The organism is Polynucleobacter sp. SHI8 (genome assembly GCF_027944005.1).
Lineage (GTDB): Bacteria > Pseudomonadota > Gammaproteobacteria > Burkholderiales > Burkholderiaceae > Polynucleobacter.
In genome coordinates this window covers 967,501-988,472 of sequence record NZ_AP027204.1, presented here as the reverse complement: position 1 = coordinate 988,472, position 20,972 = coordinate 967,501, and the positions used below count along the sequence as shown (strand labels likewise).

24 protein-coding genes, 1 other RNA gene and 1 pseudogene are annotated in these 20,972 nt (G+C 42.1%); 6 read left to right on the top strand and 20 right to left on the bottom strand.

What is annotated here, in order from left to right; all coding sequences use genetic code 11:
• Positions 1-13: 13 nt before the first annotated feature.
• From hisS to ndk, 4 genes are read right to left on the bottom strand one after another with little or no spacing between them, the layout of a single operon-like run.
• Entirely contained in the window at positions 14-1,354 is a 1,341-nt protein-coding gene (gene hisS / locus QMN06_RS05020; RefSeq protein WP_281971441.1) for a histidine--tRNA ligase, read from the bottom strand.
• Positions 1,355-1,380: 26 nt separating this feature from the next.
• Positions 1,381-2,649 (bottom strand): flavodoxin-dependent (E)-4-hydroxy-3-methylbut-2-enyl-diphosphate synthase, encoded by a 1,269-nt coding sequence (gene ispG, locus QMN06_RS05015; RefSeq protein ID WP_281971440.1) that lies wholly within the window; start codon positions 2,647-2,649, stop codon positions 1,381-1,383.
• A complete protein-coding gene (gene rlmN, locus QMN06_RS05010) occupies positions 2,636-3,808 on the bottom strand; it encodes a 23S rRNA (adenine(2503)-C(2))-methyltransferase RlmN (RefSeq protein WP_281971724.1) in 1,173 nt (390 codons plus the stop codon). Before rlmN ends, ispG begins: the two co-directional genes overlap by 14 nt.
• A 12-nt stretch (positions 3,809-3,820) precedes the next feature.
• Positions 3,821-4,246 carry a nucleoside-diphosphate kinase gene (gene ndk / locus QMN06_RS05005; protein ID WP_281971439.1) on the bottom strand — a complete coding sequence of 142 codons (426 nt, stop codon included), beginning with the start codon at positions 4,244-4,246 and terminating at the stop codon, positions 3,821-3,823.
• 232 nt (positions 4,247-4,478) lie between these two features.
• Here ndk and QMN06_RS05000 point away from each other — a divergent pair, with 232 nt between their 5' ends.
• Entirely contained in the window at positions 4,479-5,177 is a 699-nt protein-coding gene (locus QMN06_RS05000; protein ID WP_281971438.1) for a Bax inhibitor-1/YccA family protein, read from the top strand.
• Positions 5,178-5,243: 66 nt separating this feature from the next.
• On the opposite strand, the gene rlmD is transcribed toward QMN06_RS05000, so the two are convergent.
• The 8 genes and pseudogenes from rlmD to dnaX all read right to left on the bottom strand — a co-directional run bounded on the left by rlmD (position 5,244) and on the right by dnaX (position 12,458).
• Positions 5,244-6,656: a 23S rRNA (uracil(1939)-C(5))-methyltransferase RlmD gene (gene rlmD, locus QMN06_RS04995; RefSeq protein WP_281971437.1), complete on the bottom strand. Its 1,413-nt coding sequence runs from the start codon at positions 6,654-6,656 to the stop codon at positions 5,244-5,246.
• Complete coding sequence (locus QMN06_RS04990; protein ID WP_281971436.1) at positions 6,657-7,472, bottom strand: 3'-5' exonuclease; 816 nt, start codon at positions 7,470-7,472, stop codon at positions 6,657-6,659.
• Between the two features lie 4 nt (positions 7,473-7,476).
• Entirely contained in the window at positions 7,477-8,136 is a 660-nt protein-coding gene (locus QMN06_RS04985; protein ID WP_281971435.1) for a M23 family metallopeptidase, read from the bottom strand.
• 3 nt (positions 8,137-8,139) lie between these two features.
• Positions 8,140-8,778 (bottom strand): annotated as a pseudogene (locus QMN06_RS04980) (protein-L-isoaspartate(D-aspartate) O-methyltransferase); the annotation flags it as partial.
• 25 nt (positions 8,779-8,803) lie between these two features.
• Complete coding sequence (gene surE, locus QMN06_RS04975; RefSeq protein ID WP_281971434.1) at positions 8,804-9,580, bottom strand: 5'/3'-nucleotidase SurE; 777 nt, start codon at positions 9,578-9,580, stop codon at positions 8,804-8,806.
• Positions 9,581-9,733: 153 nt separating this feature from the next.
• A complete protein-coding gene (gene recR / locus QMN06_RS04970) occupies positions 9,734-10,378 on the bottom strand; it encodes a recombination mediator RecR (RefSeq protein ID WP_281971433.1) in 645 nt (214 codons plus the stop codon).
• Entirely contained in the window at positions 10,375-10,698 is a 324-nt protein-coding gene (locus QMN06_RS04965; protein WP_281971432.1) for a YbaB/EbfC family nucleoid-associated protein, read from the bottom strand. Before QMN06_RS04965 ends, recR begins: the two co-directional genes overlap by 4 nt.
• A 32-nt stretch (positions 10,699-10,730) precedes the next feature.
• Positions 10,731-12,458 (bottom strand): DNA polymerase III subunit gamma/tau, encoded by a 1,728-nt coding sequence (gene dnaX / locus QMN06_RS04960; protein WP_281971431.1) that lies wholly within the window; start codon positions 12,456-12,458, stop codon positions 10,731-10,733.
• Positions 12,459-12,497: 39 nt separating this feature from the next.
• On the opposite strand from dnaX, the gene ffs reads away from it, so the two are divergent.
• Positions 12,498-12,595, top strand: an RNA gene (gene ffs / locus QMN06_RS04955) — signal recognition particle sRNA small type.
• 76 nt (positions 12,596-12,671) lie between these two features.
• Here ffs and QMN06_RS04950 read toward each other — a convergent pair.
• Both QMN06_RS04950 and QMN06_RS04945 read right to left on the bottom strand, forming a co-directional pair.
• Positions 12,672-12,851 carry a DUF5522 domain-containing protein gene (locus QMN06_RS04950; protein ID WP_281971430.1) on the bottom strand — a complete coding sequence of 60 codons (180 nt, stop codon included), beginning with the start codon at positions 12,849-12,851 and terminating at the stop codon, positions 12,672-12,674.
• 27 nt (positions 12,852-12,878) lie between these two features.
• Positions 12,879-13,709 carry an SDR family oxidoreductase gene (locus QMN06_RS04945; RefSeq protein WP_281971429.1) on the bottom strand — a complete coding sequence of 277 codons (831 nt, stop codon included), beginning with the start codon at positions 13,707-13,709 and terminating at the stop codon, positions 12,879-12,881.
• An 82-nt stretch (positions 13,710-13,791) separates the two neighbouring features.
• Here QMN06_RS04945 and QMN06_RS04940 point away from each other — a divergent pair, with 82 nt between their 5' ends.
• Positions 13,792-14,112 carry a hypothetical protein gene (locus tag QMN06_RS04940; RefSeq protein WP_281971428.1) on the top strand — a complete coding sequence of 107 codons (321 nt, stop codon included), beginning with the start codon at positions 13,792-13,794 and terminating at the stop codon, positions 14,110-14,112.
• A 36-nt stretch (positions 14,113-14,148) separates the two neighbouring features.
• Positions 14,149-14,625 carry a glutathione peroxidase gene (locus QMN06_RS04935; protein ID WP_281971427.1) on the top strand — a complete coding sequence of 159 codons (477 nt, stop codon included), beginning with the start codon at positions 14,149-14,151 and terminating at the stop codon, positions 14,623-14,625.
• Positions 14,626-14,661: 36 nt separating this feature from the next.
• Here the strand turns inward: QMN06_RS04935 and QMN06_RS04930 are convergent, their stop codons facing one another.
• The 6 genes from QMN06_RS04930 to QMN06_RS04905 form a co-directional block, all read right to left on the bottom strand.
• Complete coding sequence (locus QMN06_RS04930) at positions 14,662-14,889, bottom strand: DNA repair protein (RefSeq protein WP_281971426.1); 228 nt, start codon at positions 14,887-14,889, stop codon at positions 14,662-14,664.
• Positions 14,890-15,202: 313 nt separating this feature from the next.
• On the bottom strand, positions 15,203-16,162 hold the full coding sequence (locus QMN06_RS04925; RefSeq protein ID WP_281971425.1) for an HIT domain-containing protein: 960 nt from the start codon (positions 16,160-16,162) through the stop codon (positions 15,203-15,205).
• A gap of 120 nt (positions 16,163-16,282) precedes the next feature.
• Positions 16,283-17,614 (bottom strand): VWA domain-containing protein, encoded by a 1,332-nt coding sequence (locus QMN06_RS04920; RefSeq protein WP_281971424.1) that lies wholly within the window; start codon positions 17,612-17,614, stop codon positions 16,283-16,285.
• A gap of 62 nt (positions 17,615-17,676) precedes the next feature.
• A complete protein-coding gene (locus QMN06_RS04915; RefSeq protein WP_281971423.1) occupies positions 17,677-18,585 on the bottom strand; it encodes a MerR family transcriptional regulator in 909 nt (302 codons plus the stop codon).
• 647 nt (positions 18,586-19,232) lie between these two features.
• Positions 19,233-19,643: a GNAT family N-acetyltransferase gene (locus tag QMN06_RS04910; RefSeq protein ID WP_281971422.1), complete on the bottom strand. Its 411-nt coding sequence runs from the start codon at positions 19,641-19,643 to the stop codon at positions 19,233-19,235.
• Positions 19,644-19,704: 61 nt separating this feature from the next.
• Positions 19,705-19,974 carry a DUF1778 domain-containing protein gene (locus QMN06_RS04905; RefSeq protein ID WP_281971421.1) on the bottom strand — a complete coding sequence of 90 codons (270 nt, stop codon included), beginning with the start codon at positions 19,972-19,974 and terminating at the stop codon, positions 19,705-19,707.
• Between the two features lie 164 nt (positions 19,975-20,138).
• Here QMN06_RS04905 and QMN06_RS04900 point away from each other — a divergent pair, with 164 nt between their 5' ends.
• Together QMN06_RS04900 and QMN06_RS04895 are read left to right on the top strand one after the other, a co-directional pair.
• Entirely contained in the window at positions 20,139-20,444 is a 306-nt protein-coding gene (locus QMN06_RS04900) for a hypothetical protein (RefSeq protein ID WP_281971420.1), read from the top strand.
• A gap of 84 nt (positions 20,445-20,528) precedes the next feature.
• Positions 20,529-20,963 carry a hypothetical protein gene (locus tag QMN06_RS04895; RefSeq protein ID WP_281971419.1) on the top strand — a complete coding sequence of 145 codons (435 nt, stop codon included), beginning with the start codon at positions 20,529-20,531 and terminating at the stop codon, positions 20,961-20,963.
• The last annotated feature ends 9 nt before the right edge of the window (positions 20,964-20,972 follow it).

Here is a 20,972-nt window from a genome sequence, read left to right as displayed (position 1 = left end):
GAGGTTGAATCGGTTAATCGGAATTGCTTACTAATAAATCGATTACTTTATCTAAAACATCATCTAAAGCAACTTGATCTTGTGCGCCAGTTTTACGTAAATCTTTAATTTGTGCTTGTTGGAGCTTTAATTCATCTTCCCCAATAATAACTGCATATAAAGCCCCACTGGCATCTGCCTTTTTCATTTGGGATTTAAAACTAGGTGTTTGACCATCGGCGCTTGCATGCACGATCACATCCACACCTGCTGTTCTCAGTCGCTCAGCTAATACAAAAGTGGGCTCTAGGGTCGCGCCACCGCCATGGATCATGTAAATATCACATTGTGTTTGTGCTTCTTCGCCTAGGCCCTGCTCTTTCATGAGCTCGATCACGCGCTCCATCCCCATCGCCCAGCCACAGGCAGGAGTAGGTTTGCCACCCATGCGCTCAATCAAGGGATCATATCGTCCGCCACCGGCGACGGTGCCCTGCGCACCTAACTGATCAGTGACCCATTCAAAGACGGTTAAATTGTAATAATCCAGTCCACGAACTAAACGGGGATTAACCTTAAAGTGCAGATTATTGGCTTTGAGAAGTGACTGGACTTGCGAAAAATGCTCTAAAGATTCTTTGCCTAAAAAATCGATTAACTTGGGTGCGGCAGTGACTAATTCTTGCATTGCCGGATTTTTAGTATCTAAAATCCGCAGTGGATTGGTGGTTAAGCGTCGCTTAGAATCTTCATCAAGCTCTGAGGCGTGTTGCTCAAAATATTCGACTAAGGCAGCACGATGCTCTTTTCGCTCAGCTTCATTACCTAAGGAATTAATCTCTAAACGCAAACCCGTTAATCCTAAATCATCCCAAAGTCTGGCACACATCAAAATCAGTTCGGCATCTAATTCTGCTCCGGCAAAGCCTAAGGCTTCGACACCAAATTGATGGAATTGGCGATAACGGCCTCGTTGTGGTCGCTCATGCCTGAACATGGGACCAATATAAAAGAGGCGTTTAGGGCCTTCATAGAGTAAGTTTTGCTCAACGACAGCGCGCACAACTGCTGCAGTGCCTTCCGGTCGTAAGGTTAACTGTTCACCATTGAGGCGATCCTCAAAGGAATACATTTCTTTTTCAACGATGTCGGTGACTTCACCAATCCCGCGCTGAAACACTTCGGTATGTTCCACAATCGGTGTGCGAATATTCTGATAGCCGTAGGATTTGGCGAGGCTCTGAATCGTGCGCTCGACAAACTCCCAGCGATAGGCTTCCTGGGGCAACAGGTCGTTCATCCCTTTGACACCGGTCAGCTTTTGGATTTTGGGACTTGCTGCTGGACTTTTCTTCGAAGAATTGGAATCAGTCATGCTTTAACTTTAATTTGTATCGATCTTTATTTTATTTTGGCGCCATAGCGACGCTCCACATACTCTTGAACAATTTGTTCAAATTCCGCAACGATATGATCGCCACGTAAGGTTTTTACTTTCTCGCCGTCAATAAAGACGGGGGCTGCTGGTGACTCACCAGTGCCAGGTAAGCTAATGCCGATATCGGCATGTTTACTCTCACCAGGACCATTGACGATGCAGCCCATCACGGCTACGCTCATGGATTCGACGCCAGGATAGTGTTGTTTCCACTCGGGCATTTGATGACGCAGGAAACTCTGAATTTTGGAGGCGAGTGATTGGAAGAACGTGCTGGTTGTTCTGCCACACCCAGGACAGGCAATCACCATGGGTGTGAAATGACGTAAATCCATAGTTTGTAAAATTTCCTGAGCAACAATCACTTCGTTTTCACGCGGCGCGCCAGGTTCTGGTGTTAATGAAATACGAATCGTATCACCAATACCTTCTTGTAATAAAACGGCTAATGCAGCAGTAGAGCCAACAATGCCTTTACTACCAATACCTGCTTCGGTTAAGCCAAGATGTAATGGAAAATCACAACGACTGGCTAAATCGCGATACACGGCAATGAGGTCTTGCACGGCACTGACTTTGCACGACAAAATGATTTGGTTCTTCGGCATGCCAATCTCAATGGCACGCTGCGCAGATTGCAAAGCGGACTGTATCAAAGCTTCGACCATCACTTCACGGGCTTCTTTGGGTTGGCTCAGAGCCGCATTTTGATCCATGAGGCCCGCAAGTAAGTCTTGATCCAAACTACCCCAGTTCACGCCAATCCGCACGGGCTTGTTATAAGTGCAAGCCATCTCAATCATTTGCGAGAACTGCACATCACGTTTGGCACCTTGGCCAACATTACCTGGATTGATTCGATACTTAGATAATGTTTTGGCACACTCCGGATAATCTTTTAATAAGGTGTGGCCGTTGTAATGAAAATCTCCCACCAAGGGCACATCCACGCCCATTTTGTCGAGTTGCTCACGAATCGCTGGCACGGCAGCAGCCGCCGCTGGGGTATTGACGGTAATGCGGACCATCTCAGAACCTGCTTTGGCAAGTTCTTTGACTTGGATGGCGGTACCAATCGCATCTTCCGTATCGGTGTTGGTCATGGACTGCACACGAATAGGAGCCTCACCGCCAATAGTGACGATGTTTGAGCCCCACTGCACGGTGGCTTGCTGGGTCTTATGGCGTTGATATTGGTTAATTTGTAATAGGTTAGGATTATTCGTCGTCATCTTCATCTACCTCAAGGGGCTTTGTCCACACAATGCGCTGTTCTGTTCTTTTTGCTAAATTGGTTCGGTCCTGTACATCTCCAGCTAACTGCCCGCAAGCAGCAGCGATATCATCACCACGTGTTTTACGAACCGTTGTGACGATTTTCGCATCTAAAAGTATTTTTGCAAATTGTTCGATGCGCGCCCGTGGCGATTGTTTGAGTCCAGACTCCGGAAATGGATTAAACGGTATCAAATTTAACTTACAACGAATCGGCGCTAAGAGCTTGACTAGCTCTCTAGCCATTTGATCAGAATCATTGACGCCATCTAGCATGCAATATTCAAAGGTTAAAAAATCTCTCGGCGCATAAGGAAGATAACGCTGGCATGCGGCCATTAATTCTTCTAAAGGATATTTGCGATTGATCGGCACCAAAATATCACGCAGTTTATTGTTGGGTGCGTGTAAGGAAACAGCTAAAGCAACAGGCATGTCTCTGGCTAATTTATCAATAAATGGCACAACTCCCGAAGTGGATAAAGTGACCCTTCTTCTGGATAAGCCATAGGCATTGTCATCCAACATGAGACTCATCGCCCCAATCACGGGTTCATAGTTAAGGAGTGGCTCTCCCATACCCATCATCACGACATTGGAGATCACACGCCCTTCGCCATGGGCAAGCTTCGTTTTATCGTAGGTATCAATCCGTTTGACTGCAGATGGATCATTACGCAAATGATGCTCGGCATACCAAAGCTGTCCAATGATTTCACCGACAGTAAGGTTACGGGCAAAGCCTTGTTTACCGGTGGAGCAAAACTGACAGTTCACGGCACATCCGGCTTGGGTTGAGATACACAAAGTACCTCTCTCATCTTCTGGGATGTAAACCATTTCAATGGCATTGCCGTCGCCAACATCGAGCAACCATTTTCTGGTGCCGTCGGATGCGGTTTGATCACTAATGACCGGTAGAGATTTAATCTCTACCGTGCCATCTAATTGCTCACGAAAACTTTTGGCCAAGTCGCTCATCAAATGGACATCATTGACACCACGCTGATGCACCCAGCGCATCAACTGCTTGGCACGAAATGGCTTTTCGTTCAGACCAGCAATGAAAGTTGCTAGCCTTCCCCCATCGAGATCTAATAAGTTCGTACGGGGAATTTGCGTCACCTATTAACGTGAGTAAACTTGCAAGCCAGCAAAGAAGAAAGCGATTTCTTGCGCAGCTGTTTCTGGACCGTCAGAGCCGTGTACAGCATTAGCATCAATGCTTTGTGCAAAGTCCGCACGGATCGTACCTTTGTCTGCTTTAGCAGGATCAGTTGCGCCCATGAGTTCACGGTTTTTAGCAATGGCGTTTTCACCTTCTAATACCTGAATCATCACAGGACCAGAAATCATAAAACCAACTAAATCTTTAAAGAATGGTCTTGCAGCGTGTACTGCATAGAATTGACCTGCTTCTACTTCAGACAAATGCACCATCTTAGAAGCAATCACTTTTAAACCTGCGTTTTCAAAACGTGTATAAATTTGACCGATGACATTTTTTGCCACTGCGTCAGGTTTAATAATGGATAGTGTTCTTTCGATTGCCATGTTTAAAGCTCCTAAAAATAGAATTAAAGTTTAAAAAGGAGATTATACAGACTTATATTAGTTAAAACCCTTAATCGTTTTTGGAGTTTTTATATCTAAGTATCTGTTTTTATTCGAATAACCCTTTTTTTAACAGTGTGATTTATTACATACACCCCTATTGAAATTAAAAAAAATACCTATAATTAGACATCAGTTGGATATCCAACTTTTTACTAAGGAGAATGTTTCAATGAATGATCAAAATACTTTTGGTTATAGTGTTGGTAACTCGCTGTCTGGTGCTCTAGCCACAAACCGTGTGCTACGTAATACCTTTGCTTTACTTGCTCTAACAATGGTACCTACCATTCTTGGTGCATGGATTGGTGTTTCAACAGGATTTTCTTTTTTCCAAACAAGTCCTTTCATGGGCATGATTGTATTCTTAGGTCTAGCCTTTGGTTTTTTCTGGGCGATTGAGAAGAATAAGAATTCTGGAACTGGCGTCCTCTTATTATTAGGCTTCACGTTCTTCATGGGCTTAATGCTCACTGGTCTTTTAACGCACACACTGCAGTTTAAAAACGGTGGTCAGTTAATCATGATGGCGTTCGGTACAACCGGTGTCATTCTTGCTGGTATGGCTACTTGGGCTGCTACTTCTAAATCGAATTTTGATGGTCTTGGTAAATTCTTATTTATCGGTGTGATCTTGTTGATCTTGGCTTATGTGGCTAATATCTTCTTACACATCCCTGCTTTGTCACTCAGCATTATGGTGCTTGCTGTTGGTATCTTCTCTGCATACATTTTGTATGATGTGAAGCGTATCGTAAACGGTGGTGAGACAAACTACGTGATGGCTACTTTATCAATTTACTTAGATGTGTATAACGTCTTCACGAACTTACTGGCTTTATTCGGTATTGTTGGTGGCGATCGCGACTAAGTAACAACAGCTTCAAAGAAAAACACGGGCTTGCCCGTGTTTTTTTATGCTCTTTTTGCTTTGAAATTACATTGAATTAATCCGATTAAATACGGCGATCGACTCTACATGGGAAGTGTGAGGAAACATATTCATGATGCCGGCTTGCGAAAGTTCATAACCAGCCTCGTTGACAAGTATGCCGGCATCTCTTGCTAAGGTTGCTGGATTACAGGAGACATAAACAATCCGTTGGGGTAATAGCTTCAGATTTTCTTCTGTCTTAGTTTGATAAGCATCTCTGAGGGCTTGCACGAGAGAAAAGGCACCGTCTCTAGGTGGATCAATTAACCACTTATCATACGCTCCCCAGTTTTGGAGGTTTTGTAACTCTACTTCAAATAAATTGACGTGTTGGAAATGAATCTTAGAAGTAATGTTATTTTTTACTGCATTGTCTTGTGCGCGCTGGCATAGCTCTTTGCTACCTTCAATCCCCATCACTTCTTGAGCGAGGGTCGCCATCGGTAAGGTAAAGTTGCCAATCCCACAGAAAAAATCAATGACTCTTTCATCCGGCGCAATCTCCAGAAACCGGATCGCCCTTCCCACTAAGACTTGATTCATGGTGTGATTGACTTGGGTAAAGTCCGTCGGATGAAACGGCATGGTAATACCAAACTCGGGTAAGTGATATTGCAACAGACCTTCTAAGGGATAAAAGGGTTTGACGGTTTCCGGGCCCTGGGTTTGGGTCCATACCCATACCCCATGTTCATCAGCAAATGCTCTCAAGATAGCTTCGTCTTCTTTCGTTAAAGGTAATAAGATCCGAATCACCATCGCGGTGACTGACTCACCGCCTTGATCACCCATCGCCAGTTCAATTTGCGGGATACGATCCCGAATCGATAGTTTCATGACGAGTGTGCGTAGCTCTAGTAATAAATTGGACCAGGCTTTGGGCAAGACTTCACAACTGGTCATGTCCGACACATAGCGATTTTGCGGTTCATGAAACCCCACCAAAACTGTACCTTTTTTAATCGAGCGATTGACTACACTGAGCCTTGTACGATAGCGATAGCCCCAATCAGGACCTGCAATAGGACTGAGCATCGTTGATGCTTTGACTTTACCTAAAAAGTGCAAGTTGTCTTCTAAGACCCGTTGCTTCAAAGCAAGTTGTGCGCGTGAGTCGAGATGCTGCATCGTGCATCCACCACAATTGCCATACCAAGGGCAAACAGGGGTTTTACGATACACGGCAGGTTTGATGACCTCGGTTAACTTGCCTTTCAGAAACTTACTTTTGTCTTGGGTAATTTGGTATTCAACTAATTCACCAGGAAGAGCACCCGCAACAAAAATCACTTTATTGGGACTATGTTCATCGTCTTCTGGAACGCGACCAATACCCTGCGCTTCAAGGTCCATGGACACAATCGCAATTTTCTTTTTAAGGCCGACAAGTGGACTGGGTTTAGAGCGACGTACCAATTATTGTGTAAATCCAGCTAAGTATTCGGTCCAGTGCGCACAAGCTTCTTGGGTTGCTTGGACACTCAGTTCTTTTTTAACAAAATCTACTTCGAGAAGATATTCTTCTTCGGTAAACGCCCCACGAAAAAGTTGGTAGCGGCAATACATCAGATACGTATTAACAACATCAGTTTCGCAATAGGCACGAATCTCATTGAGTTGTCCTACCTGAAACGCTGGCCAAACTTGTGAGCCATCCATGCCCATTTTTCCGGGGAAGCCACAGAGCTTAGCGAGGGCATCGAGTGGCGCATTGGCCTTACCTTGATAAAACGCCAATAAATCCATCAGGTCTAAATGACGTAAATGATAGCGACTGATGTAATTGTTATATTTAAAATCCCGGGCATCATGATCACCACTCTCCCCCATCTCCCAATAACGTGACGCACTGACTTGATTGACTAAGGCGCGGTAATTGAGAACGGGTAAATCAAAGCCACCACCATTCCAAGAAACTAACTGCGGTGTGTATTTATCAATCAACTGATAAAAGTCAGTAACGATCTCTTTTTCTGAGCTGTCTAGAGTCCCGAGACTACCCACTTTAAATTGTGGCAAGCCATCTTTGGTGGTTCGGCGCATCACACAGGAGATCGCAACCACTTTTTGTAGATAATGTGGGAAGAATGCATTTTGACCATTAGCAGCGCGTTGCTCAATCACAGCATCCACAACCTGGGCATCTGTGAGATCTGACGCAAAGTCGTTGAGCTTACGCAATCCTGCAACATCCGGAATGGTTTCAATATCAAAGACTAAGACGGTTTTCATGTTTTTAGCTATCAAAATAACCCGTAGGGTCGATTGGCTTACTATCGCGGCGCAGTTCAAAATGTAATTTGATGCGATCGGATTCAGTATTACCCATCTCCGCAATTTTTTGTCCACGCTTCACAGTATCGCCCTCTCTTACAAGGTTTTTACTGTTATGCGCATAGATGGTGATGTAATTATTATTGTGTTTCACAATCACTAAATTGCCATAACTACGCAAACTATTCCCGGAGAAAATCACTTTGCCTTCACCAGCAGCATTGACGGGATCACCCATCTTGCCACCGTAATCAATCCCTTTATTACTATTACCATTAAACACGTCAATCACAGGAGCTGTGGAGGGTTTACCAATCTTAAATCCCGGGTCAGAAACGACAGGCTCTGTTTTGGGTGGTGGTGTTTCTGTAACAGGTTTGGTTTGCTTGGGTTCTGTCTTGGCTGTGGTACTAGGTTTTGATGTTGTCGCCGGAGTTGTATTTGTTGCAGGTTTTTGTGTTGTATTACTTACAGACCAATTAGGGATGACAACAGGCTTAGCTTGATTGATCGGTGTGGATTGATCTTTAATCGGTGCGGGCTTAGGTGTTGAACAAGCAACACAAATGATTGGCAATCCAATACAGAAAAGTCGTTGGATGAGCGTCTTTATGCGGCTCATCGCTTAAATAGTCCCTGACTGCAGTGGTACAAAAAATACTTCATCCATCGTCGTCCTTTGATAACGCTGTGAACTTAAACGTTCGATCAATAACAATTGTTGCTCAGTCTCACTTTTTGCTACAGGTGCTATTAATTTACCACCAATGGCTAATTGATCTAAAAGCGGATCAGGAATCCCTAGTCCTGCGGCAGCCAAAATAATCCCATCAAAAGGTGCTGCTTGTGGCAGTCCACGAATACCATCAGCATAGATTAAGCGTAAGTTAGCAATCCGAAACGGTCGCAGTTTAGCGCGCGCACTATCGTGCAAGGAGCGAATCCGCTCGACCGAATACACTTCTTCCGCTAAAAGACTGAGTACGGCTGCTTGATAACCACAGCCAGTACCAATCTCTAAAACTCGCCCCATTTTCTTTTGGGATTGCATCAGTGCCTGAATCATCTTTGCCACAACGGAAGGTTTGGAGATCGTCTGTTCTCGGCCAATCGGTAATGAAGAATCTTCGTAAGCCTGAGAGACTAGTCCTGGGTCAATAAAGGCATGTCTTGGAACGGTCGCCATCGCTTGTAAAACTTCATGGTGTGTAACGCCACTGCTGGCTAAGCGCTGCGCCATTTGGCGTCTTGCATTGTCCAAAGCTTTGTCGGTCTTGACCACGTTTTACTTAACCCCGATTCCAGTTGGCGGACAACATACTTAAACGACGCTGTTCATCCGACAGATTTAACTGCAGTGGTGTGAGTGACAAATAGCCTTGATTGATCGCATCAAAGTCGGTCCCATCAGAAGCATCTTTCGCTTCACCTGCTGGTCCAATCCAATAGATTGCATCACCTCGTGGGCTTTTTTGCATGATGACGGGCTGTGAGGGGTGACGATTACCTAATCTCGTCACTCGCCAACCTTTGAGAGATTCATAGGAGTGATTGGGTAAGTTCACATTAATCAGGGGGGCATGGTATCCACCACCTGTAGGTAATCCGCCATCCATCGCATGCTTAACGACATCATGGGCTATACGAGCGGCATCTTCAATTTTGGCCCAACCACGATCCACTTGCGAAAACGCAATGCCAGGTATACCAAACATCACGCCTTCAATTGCAGCCGCTACTGTTCCAGAGTACAGCACATCTTCACCCATGTTTTCGCCTTGATTGATCCCAGAAATCACATAATCAGGCATCTCATCTAAAAAGCCTGTCAAAGCGATATGGACGCAATCAGTGGGTGTGCCATTGACAAACAAAAAGCCATCGCGCTCACCACCAGCCACTCGGTGAATCGATAAAGGTCTAGATAAGGTTAAAGAATTAGAAGCACCACTATGATTTTGCTCAGGAGCAATCACCGTGACTTTACCTAGTGGACGCAACGCATTGACCAGGGCTAAAAGTCCTGGGGCCAAATAACCATCATCGTTAGAAACTAAAAAGTGCATGGCAAGTAAATGACCTTATGTCGTATTGTGGAAATTGCTTTTTATGATGTTTCTATTTTACTGATTAAGTTTGACCTTTTTGAATTTTCAGATAAATTCAATACAGAAAAAATGGGTTTAGTTCAAAATCAGCAGATACTGCAACTTTCCGGCTTAACTACCGACGGGTTTACGGTCCATCATCGCGCGCGCCAGTGTACCGGCATCGACATACTCAAGCTCTCCACCAACAGGGATACCTCTGGCAATCCTCGATACCTGAATGCCCTTGGACTTGAGGATTTCGCCTAAATAATGGGCCGTTGCTTCACCTTCACTGGTGAAGTTGGTCGCAAGAATCACTTCCCTGACACTCGGAAATTGTGGATCTTCAGCAAAGATCCGTTGCATGAGTTTTTCAAAATGAAGCTCTTTGGGTCCCTGTCCTTCCATGGGCGATAAACGTCCCATGAGAACAAAATACAAACCACGATAGGCTAAGGTTTGTTCGACCATCAATTGATCTGATGGAGTCTCTACAATACACAGAATCTGACCATCGCGTCGATCATCATCGCAGGTCTTACACAACTCAAATTCTGAAAAAGAATTGCACTTTGAACAATGACCAATAAGTTCTACGGCTTCTTGCAAAGCAACTCCTAAACTCAAGGCACCTTGCCGATCATGCTGCAATAAATAGTACGCCATGCGTTGGGCCGATTTAGGCCCAATACCAGGCATGACCTTGAGTGCCAAAATCAGTTTTTGTAGAGCATCTAATGCATCTCTGGATGTCTCTTGATAGGGTGTCTTCAAAATGGCAACTTAAATCCAGGAGGCATCGGCATACCAGCAGTCGCACCAGACATGCGGCTTTCTGCTGCAGCCTCGGCTTGTTGATGCGCATCAGCAAGAGCTGTCACGAGTAAATCTTCTAACATCTCACGGTCATCCATGACACTTGGATCAATTTGAATACGTTTGATCACATGCTTACCATTCGCAGTTACTTTGACCATACCGCCAGCAGCTTGGCCAACAAGTTCAAGACTAGCTAACTGCTCTTGAGCTTGTTTCATTTTTTCTTGCATCTGCTGGGCTTGTTTCATTAAGCCAGCAATTTGACCCTTCATCATATAACTTCCTCTCTATTTTTTTACTTCACAAATTATGACAATGGTCGTATCGACCCTTCAATGACAGTAACACCAATCTCTTGTTTGAGTTGCTCTAAAAAGGGATCTACGGAAACCGTCTTTTCTAATTCGGTTTTAGCAATCGCTTGATCTTTTGCTTCTAAGTGCGCCACAGTCACCACTTCAGTACTTTTTTCAATGGTAATTTTAAACGGTATGTTGAAATACCTTTGCAATGCATCTGCTAATAGCTGAATCGATGATGGCGTAGCAAGTTGCGGTAAATCAGTTGCCAGTTTGATAAAAATCGTGCCTGATTTATCTTGATAAGAAATCAAGGCAGTTTGCAAAGCAAACTGCCCTTCAAAACCTTTCAGCGCTAATTGATTGACGATATCACGCCATGACTCGGGCGATAACTCTTGGAGTGATCGCGCTCCTGCTGATGGTGGAGTGGTCGTGCTTACTGTATTTGCGGAAGGTGTTGCAGGTGGTGCTATGCTTGGTGATGGTTTGACTGGTACAGCCGGTACCTTGGGTTTATTCAATCCTTGTGGGGCTGGTGGCGCAGGAGACCTTGGCGCTGAAGGTGTTGATAAACTATTGCTCTGACCATCGTCTGGCATAAATGCCAACATTCTGAGCAAGGTCATCATGAAACCAGTCTCTTCTTCTGGGGCTAAAAGTAAATCAGCACGACTGGTAATGGCAATCTGATAGAACAGCTGTACTTCTTCTTTGGAGATCAAGCTCGCTAAACGCACAATATCCTGTGCCTCAGGCCATTCTTCTAGAACAGATTCTGGAATGACTTGTGCCATCGCAATTTTTTGCAATAAAGAAGCCAAATCCTGCAATGCTGTCGTAAAAGAAATACTCATCAGTCCCATCTCAGAACTGACATCAATTAAGTCTTTGCCATTTTTACTTGCAAGAGCATCCACCATGCGAATGAGATAACGATCATCTAATGAGCCGAGCATGTTTCTGACGGCTTCTTCTGTCATATTTGAAGACGAATACGCAATCGCTTGATCGGTAAGTGACAACGCATCACGCATCGAACCTCTTGCCGATTTGGCAATGATGCGCAGTGCCCCTTCATGAATCTCAATCTGCTCGGCAGATAAAACGGTTTTGAGATGATTCACGATCAAGGTAGAAGGCATTTGCTTGAGGTTAAATTGCAAGCAACGGGACAGAACAGTAACGGGTATTTTTTGTGGATCGGTCGTCGCCAAAATAAACTTCATATGCGGTGGCGGCTCTTCCAGTGTTTTTAACATCGAATTAAACGCTTGATTGGTGAGCATGTGCACCTCATCAATCATGAAGACTTTAAATCTGCCACTCGTTGGTCCATAGACTGCTTTTTCGAGTAAGGAAATCATGTCATTGATTCCGCGATTACTGGCCGCGTCCATCTCAACATAATCCACAAATCTACCAGCATCAATCTCGGTACAAGCGGCACATTGTCCACAGGGGGTTGAGGTAGGTTGTGTGATGGGATTATCGATCGTCCCTGTACAGTTAAGGGACTTTGCCAGGATTCGCGAAATCGTAGTTTTACCGACGCCTCTCGTACCGGTGAATAACCATGCATGGTGTAAGCGATTTTGATCGAGTGCATGGCTCAGGGCTTGGACAACATGGTCTTGACCGATGAGAGTAGCAAAGTTACGAGGACGCCATTTTCTGGCTAAAGCTAAGCCAGGAGTGGGTAATTCAGAGGATTCAAATAAAGAGATATCAGACATAAGTTATATTCTAACAATCATCAGAGTACAATAGTAAGAGACGGGCCTCCCCGCATATTGGCATGGCAACCTGGTCAGGTCGGGAACGAAGCAGCCAAACCCATTTCCCAGTAGTGCCGGGGGTAAGGCTCGTCTCTTTTCACTCCAAGTGATTGTTTCAATTGATATTACTAATTTAGATAGCTATTTGTATCAGTTAACGTATTGGGTGAATTAATTACCCGGAGGCACATTGATATATTCATACGGGCAATGACGGCACCGATTACCACAGCATGTGCCACGATTCAGGTGGGCTTGACTCGTTAAAACCATGAAGCCAGATTCTGGATCAATATAGGTTTCTTGACCGTTTTCACAAGCCTGACGATGAAGTTCTTCAATACTTTGCATGTTGGTATTTGATTGAGATTGGATCTTTTATAAATAGGATCCGATAGCTTCCATACTATAGTCCCACAGCTCTTTTTGTAATTGTGTATTTTGTGCAAGGGGTGATAATGCTGCTGGTTTGCAATCTGAAAAATATTGACCATTCGGAAATGTCTCATTTGTTAAAGCACAAAAGAGTGTTGTCTGAGCCCCCTCTTTCGGGTTTTTAAGAACAGGAATCGAAGTTAACAGATTCAATGGTTGAGGCATATGACGCCAAATACCCGTCTTGATTACCCCAGGATGCAAACTATAAGCAGTGATATTCTGATATTCAGGAAGTGTGACTAGTTCTTTAATATGCCAAATGTTCGCCAGTTTGGAAAACCCATATTCGGAAAATGCCGAAAAAGAGGAAGTCTTGGTTCTCATCGCATCCCAATTTGTAAAGTTGGCTGACCGGTGGGCATTACTCGCTACATTGATGATTCTAGAATTGGGAGTGCTGGCGATCATCGGCCTCAACAGATGGGTCAGTAAAAAATGTCCTAAGTGATTGGTGCCAAAGGCTATCTCATAGCCGTCTTTCGTCAAACCTTTTTTACCTAATACGCCTGCATTATTAATCAGGATATCTAGTGGTTCTTGAAATGACAAAAACTCTTGCGCTGCATGTCTCACAGACTGGAGATCATCAAGCTCCAGACGGATATATCGTACTTTCGATTGGGGAGCGACTTGACTTACATGCTGGATGAGCTCTTTTGTTTTATCTTCTGAACGATTCGCCAAAAATAAATTACAGTTTTGTTGAGCCAAGCTAATCGCTGTCTCATAGCCAATGCCCGATGTAGTCCCAGTGATGAAAACGTTTTTCATAATAGTTTTTTAAGTAGGGAGGATACCCCTTTTATATAATTAAGTTAAAGTATGCATGAATACTCACAAATCTTCTTGAGCCATGCCTAAAACATCAAAAATCCTATCTTTAATTGCTCTATTCTTTGCGGCTCAACTACAAGCTGAAGAACTCTCGGTTCAATTACAGAAAACTTGCGTCCAACAACAATTAAGCGAGCATAAAGGCTTAAGCAAGCGTCCACTCAGTGCCAAAGACTTCGCGGCCTATTGCTCATGTGAGACGGAATATATCCAAAAGAATACGTCCGATGAGCAAAAAAATGAGCTCAAGAAGACAAGTAAACCCCCTGAGTTTCTGGGAGAATTAAAGGTCAAGGCTTTTAAGAGTTGCCTTGATGATGGCAAAAAAATCACTTCCTAGTCTATTACCTTCAATCACTTCACTATTGAGAACAAGATGCTACCTAATATAGAAATCAAGCGTATTAACGGAACTTCAGAAAATCTCCAAAACTACAATGACAAAGTCTTGCTCGTCGTCAATGTCGCAAGTAATTGTGGATTTACTGGGCAATATAAAGAATTACAAGCCCTCTATGAAGAGCTTCAGCCTAAGGGATTAGAAATCCTAGCTTTTCCGTGTAATCAATTTGGTGGACAGGAGCCTGGTACATCTGAACAAATCCAAAACTTTTGTGAGAAGAACTATTCAGTCACTTTTCCAGTTTTCGAAAAAATTGATGTGAACGGTTCAGACACGCATCCTGTTTATGAATTTCTGAAGACAGCACTACCTGGACTATTAGGTACTACTTCCATTAAGTGGAATTTCACGAAATTTTTAATTGGTCGTGATGGTGTTCCTGTCAAAAGGTATGACTCAACCACTAAGCCTAGTGCGATCGCTAGCGATATTAAAAATTTATTAGGCTGATTCAATTGGGTTGAGTGATGTGATGGAATGAGGCTGTTAAACACGTTGATTAAAAGCACCCTTTAAAGGCTCTCTTCCAAGCTCTTGACATGTTTTTAAATAATCATCCACAGCTTCATGAAAAGCTTTTTCTAATTCCTCAGGATTAAGCGTTTGGTAGGTAACCAAATCCTCAATAAACAAAATCTTTCCCCTAAAGAGCTTTTGCTCTAAGGAGATTTCGGCAATACCTTCAAAACCTTTATAAGTCAGATATTTTTCCATCACTTTTCAATCAATCTATTTTCAATTCAATGATCTACAACATCGCAGATACTTACCTTATCTAATTTAAAAACTCACTTTCAATTAAATCGATTATTTTAGTAGATGCTCTTAGGATATCTAAATCATTAACCTTATAAAAAACAGGCGATGTTTAAGAATTTTTTAATATGGATAGTAAAAAAGTATCTTAATTAATTAATCAATCAACAATCCTTCATGTTCAATGATCTGAATATCAATTCCACCATTTTATGAATTTCATTTGAGAGTAAGTCTTTAATCAAATGTTCTTGATTAGACTATTAAATGATTATCGTAGATCCTCGTAGTTGCCTTTATATGGAATGACATGTCTGACTCCACCTTTGGGGTATTCAACATCACCTTTTCTGCGGGGGATTAAATGGACATGGCAGTGCCATACGGATTGACCTGCTGTTTGCCCACAGTTCATCCCAATATTAAATCCATCAATCGTAGGATCTAGTTTCAGTAAGAGATCTTTTTGAGTATGCAACAAAGCATGGATGGCATTAACTTCGGGTTGAGACACTCCAAAGTAATCTAAGACATGTCGTTTGGGGATAAACAGTGAATGAAGCTCTGTGACTGGAAAAGCATCACGCACGACAAATGCTAATTCGTTTTCCTCAACAATACGACCACGATCAATGGTTTGAACATCACAAAATAAACAACCCACATGCCTCTCCTGATACTTAACGTTTAATTGACGAAAATCTGTATCGTCATTATTTTTCTTTTGAGCATTACATGTATAACAAAGAGCTTGGTAATTTGCAATATCATCTTTGCCCCCAAGACTTTTTGGCGTGATGTGATCCACTTCTAAATTTTTAAGTTCATTAGATATTCCACACAATTCACATCTACTATTTGCTCTTTTTAAAACCTCATATCGAATTGAACCAGATACCGGACTTCTTGTGCGTCTACGATGATCCCACTGCGCACCTTCTCGCTTAACTTCATAATCAATTATCTTTTGCTCACATAAAGAAATTAATTCTTCAATCTCTATATCTGAAAGGGATTCAATTCCTCTTAGCGAATAAATATCTTTATCTTTGCTTGTGATTTTTCTCTTATTAGTTAAAACATCTCCCACCATTTTTTTGACAATCTGGGAGTAATATTCGACTTGAGATGGGTCTCGATTAAGGATGGCCTGAGCAATTTCTTCAACAGAGGCTATTCCTTTATTCCTTAACAATTCAATCAGCATCACCGGTTGATAGATATGAGACATTGACATATCTTTTGTTATGAATTGAAGGAGTTGTTCGTAGGTCATTTGGTATATATTTGATATTACTTAAATATATACCAAGAATGTAAAAAGTATTAAATCCTCTTGAATTTACAGGGGTTAACTTTGTGAATCGGAATTTCTACCCTGTGAAGTTTTCTTCCTCAAGAATGCTGGCTTGATTGATTCCTCACTGATACTAAACCGAACATTATCCTCTAGTCCAGAAGAGCGATTTTTCATGGAGCGAGAGGCATAGACTAATTCTTTTTCCAAACGGGCTCGATCTTTATCCTCCATTAGTTTGCGCAGATACTTCACACTCTCTTGTACCCATGGATTATTACGAGAACGCTCTTCGAGTTCAATGATCATGCGCTCCACTCGTTCCCAATCACCATCTCGTACCAAGTTTCTTGCTTCTCGTTGGATATCTGCCATCTCCACTTCTTGAAACCGCCTTGCAACGAGTTCATCTTCTGGTGCTTCAAGATACGCTTGGGTACTCACCACCGGCATATCGAGTAATTTCGCAAAGAGATTATGACGACGATTATGGCTATCAGTTACTACGAGTTCAATTTCAAGAATCGAACCATCGTGCTGAATATCGATCACTTCACGCATTGGCATAGAAAATGCTACCCACTTTTCTGAGCCTAAGGCGATACCTGAGATTCTCCAGGTATTTTTCTTGATGGATAGATAGTCATTTCTCATCTTCAATTGACGACCTGCGTAATGCGCAATCACTTCAACTTCTTTAAACACCAGTTGTGATAAATAACTCATTTCTGAATCAAAGGATTCTTGAAGATCTTCCACACGCTCACCATACCAAGCATTACCTTGTCCGGCATTAGCCATCGCGGTCATAAGCTCTTCATTGAAATCGAGTCCAATACCTACCGTCGTTGTAGAAATCCCCACACGTGCAAGTTCAGTCACTTGATCACAAATGCGATCTAAACAAACAATTCCAGTATTGGCTTGACCGTCAGAGAGCAATATCACGCGGCACAGATGATCACCATTAGATTCTGGGGCTAAAATCTCAGCACCTTTTAACCATCCCGCATGCAGATTAGTTCCCCCTCTTGGATGCAGACCCCATAAATGATGCTCGATTAAGATTCGGGCCGATGGCACTGGCATAAGTTCTAAATGTACTTCCACAGTATTGTCGTAAGAAATAACACTGACTAAATCGTGGTCTTGCAAACGGTGAATAATATCTAACGCAGAACGTTTGGCTTGGTCTAATTTACCGCCATCCATGGAGCCAGATCGGTCAATCACAATCGAAATAGCGAGTGGTGTTTTTTTGATTTCCTGACCTGAAGTTTCATGGGCGCGCAGTCGTAACATCACGTCGAGGTTTTGATTGGGGGCATCCACGAGCACTTTTTTACGTGGCGTTAAGAGTACTTCTAAAGCAATAGGGTCAAACATAGTGATCTCTCTTTCTAAAAAGGATTCAGTTGAATGTTGGTACAGCAATTACAGCGATGGTTTTATGTGTTTTTGGAGCTTTGCGGGGGCACTTCGGGTGTTACGTTTGAGGCTTGCGCTCGCTCGGGTGCTGGCGCTCGTTCGGCCTCGATCGGTGGAAGTCGATCATGAATCATTTGTTTGAGCTCGTGGAGCTCTTGATGCCACTGATTGCGTTCTTCTTGGAATTGCTCATGGAGCTGTTGTATAACTCGGTGTAAATCATCTACTTGGTGAAACTGTTTCTGAAACTGTTTTTCAATACGTTCGCTCATCTGCAGCAGGCCATCATCTAGACGTGCTTGCATCCTTTGCATCTGATTTTGTAAACGAGCAATTTCGCGTTGACAATTTTCATCGGCATCATTTTTAGTTGAGTTCGCAGAGATTTTGTTCTCAGACGGCACTTTACTAAATAAGTCGTTCAAATCTTCAGTTAAATCCAACATACTCGACTGAGACTTTACAGAAAACCGAATGTCATTCTTTTCCAAACGTGGAGATTTTTGAGTGGATCGCACTTCTCTCTTCGATTGATTGATACTCTCCAAACCAGTGTTACTCCCTTTAGCAAAAGAAGCGACGAGTAATTCTGCTAAATTGGGTTTTGTGGGATGACTCACAAACTTCTCTAACTCATCGATGTTACGACTGGCAATGTAGGGGGCAACCTTGGCCATAGGGTAACCCGATGCAACTAAATACCGACTTGCTAAAAACTGCAGTAAATGGATGTACTCATACTCCGCATCTCGACCAATCCTTGTGGGACGATCAACTAAACCTTCGGTCACGTAATACCGAATGGTGCGTTCATTGATTTTTTCTGTTTCACCAGGTAGACCCAAGAAGTTAGAGCACTTGATTGCCAAATCTGACAAATCAAGGACATTGCCTCTAAAGTCTTGATAATCTTGGATAAAAAATCCCATACCTACCTTTATAAAAGAATAAATCACATTAAATACAGTATAAACTGTTATATTGACAGCAATAAATGACAGTGTCAATAGGTGTTTTAAGTATTTTTGCTACTTTAGGAAAGATTATTGGATGAGAGGATCATGGGGCGACCCAGGGGAACAAATAAAGTTAAATAAGTAGCAAAATCATTAAAAAGAAGTAATACTATTAACAAAATGATTAAATTCAACTTTCGGATAACCAAGTCTATTTAAAATCATGCAATCAAGATCGATTTTTCAAGAAGTAAATATAGATAGAAAGTTGAACTGATGTCAGTTTAGTACCACGGTTAAAGAGAGTATTCTTATCTTATCATTGGATCATGATTGGTTGATGGTGGATGAGCTTTGGTACTTGGGTTTGTGGTGCTAAAAATTAGGTCAGATCACTGAATATAACCAAGGAAGACCTTTTATCGCTTTGATGCCCATCTTCAATGTTGGTACAAATAGGATATCTATCAACATTGCAATTATTCCCAAAGTATCTCAATTCATGGACGCTGGGGTTATCTTTGCTCAACTCAAGTTCAAAATCTAACTTTTTAAGAATTAAAAAAGTGACGTACGTAGAAGCCTCAAGGTCAATATTAATAGAGGAGCTTTACAAATTTTTATAAAATCAAAAACAGATGATGATCATCATATTCAAACGGTGTAAAGCCATACTCGATATAAAAATCGCGGGCTTGAGAATTTTTTGCATCAACAATCAATGCCTTGGCTCCAACTATTTTTTGTACCTCCTGACAACGAAGTAAGGCTTTTCCGATGAGCAATTCTCCAATACCCTCGCCAAGGTATTCCAAGCTTCTAGCTAATCTCCCTAGTCGAATACAAGGTATCGGATAGCGAGGAAGCTTCTTCTTTAAACCCTCAGAAAAGTCCTGATGGTCGACTTGTGCAGTACTCAAAGAATAAAATCCTACAATGACTGTGGGATTTGAAGGATCAACCAATACAAATGTTTTGGTAATATTCCGTTTCTCTAACTGAGCCGCTTCCTTTTGCAGAAATTGATCCAATAAAGGTTCACCACAACGAAATGAATTTCTGTCATGGATTTTTGAGTTTAAAGGTAAGTCTTCAAGCAATCTCTAAATTCCCTGCCTTTTCCATTGCTCTTTTTAACGCTTTATTAGGTTTGAAGCCACCATTTAAAGCTTTTGCAAACTTGGTAAAATCATCTTCGTTCAAGGATAGGCGCGTTTCTTGATCAATCATTTGACGCGCTTTTTCTTTAGCTGCACTTCTTACGAAGTTAGCCATGGAGGTACCTGCCAACTCTGCCGCAAGACTAATTGCGTTTTTATCAGAGGAGTTCAGAACCATTTCAAAACGTTGCGTATTTTTCATATTATTATTCCAATAGAATTTTACCGTAATTATACCGTAAAAAAATAAATTTTATTGATTTTTTTTGATTTGTTTTGATATCCAACTGTTAAAAAATTAATTTAAGTAGGCTCATTTCATGAGCCTAAAGACCTTCATGATGGAGTTATATCAATGGAGGATCTATGAAAAAAATATGGCTTTTATTTGTTGTCTTTGTCGTTAGCCCAGCATTTAGTCAAATCATCACTTGGGATAACTCTCCAATGAACTATAAAAATTCTGAACTCAATTATCAGAACTCCCCTCTTAACTTCAACAACTCACCTCTCAATTACCAAAATTCCCCTTTAAATACCAATTCAAAGAATGGTGTCTATGACAACAATGGCAATCGAATTGGTTATGAGACAAAGACTGATCAAGGTGTTACTAATATTTTTGACAACAACGGCAACCGCATTGGTTATACCCCGTCCAAACAGAAATAATCACTCCTCATGAAATACTTCATCAGCTGCTTACTTCTTTCAATTTCTATTCTAGGACTTGCCCAATCCAGTAAGCAAGTCTCAATGCGCAAAGAACTTACTAAAGTGAATGATTATTATCAAAAACTTTATGCTCAAAGCCCTAAGATTGATCATCTCTTTAAAAAAATTGTTGAGTATCGCTCTGATCCCGCATTAGGAATCCATGAGTACGCCAGTCAAGATGAGGTAGAGGGTCTTGAATGGTTTGAGGTTCTACAAAAGCAACGTGATCAGGTTACTATTTCGATCTATACCGATTATCAATCTGCAGGGTATGTGGAGCTGATGAATGAATATAACAAAAATCGTAAAGTCTTACGACTGCAATTAACTAACCGAGAGATTACCTGGCGTCAATTTGTGGACGAGCTACAAGTACTGATTCAAAAAAATCAGGCACAAGAAAAATTATATTGGGAAGAATCACCTAGAGCTTCTATGGCAATTTTCATACATTTGAAAATGCTTACTCTTTGATGATCTCAC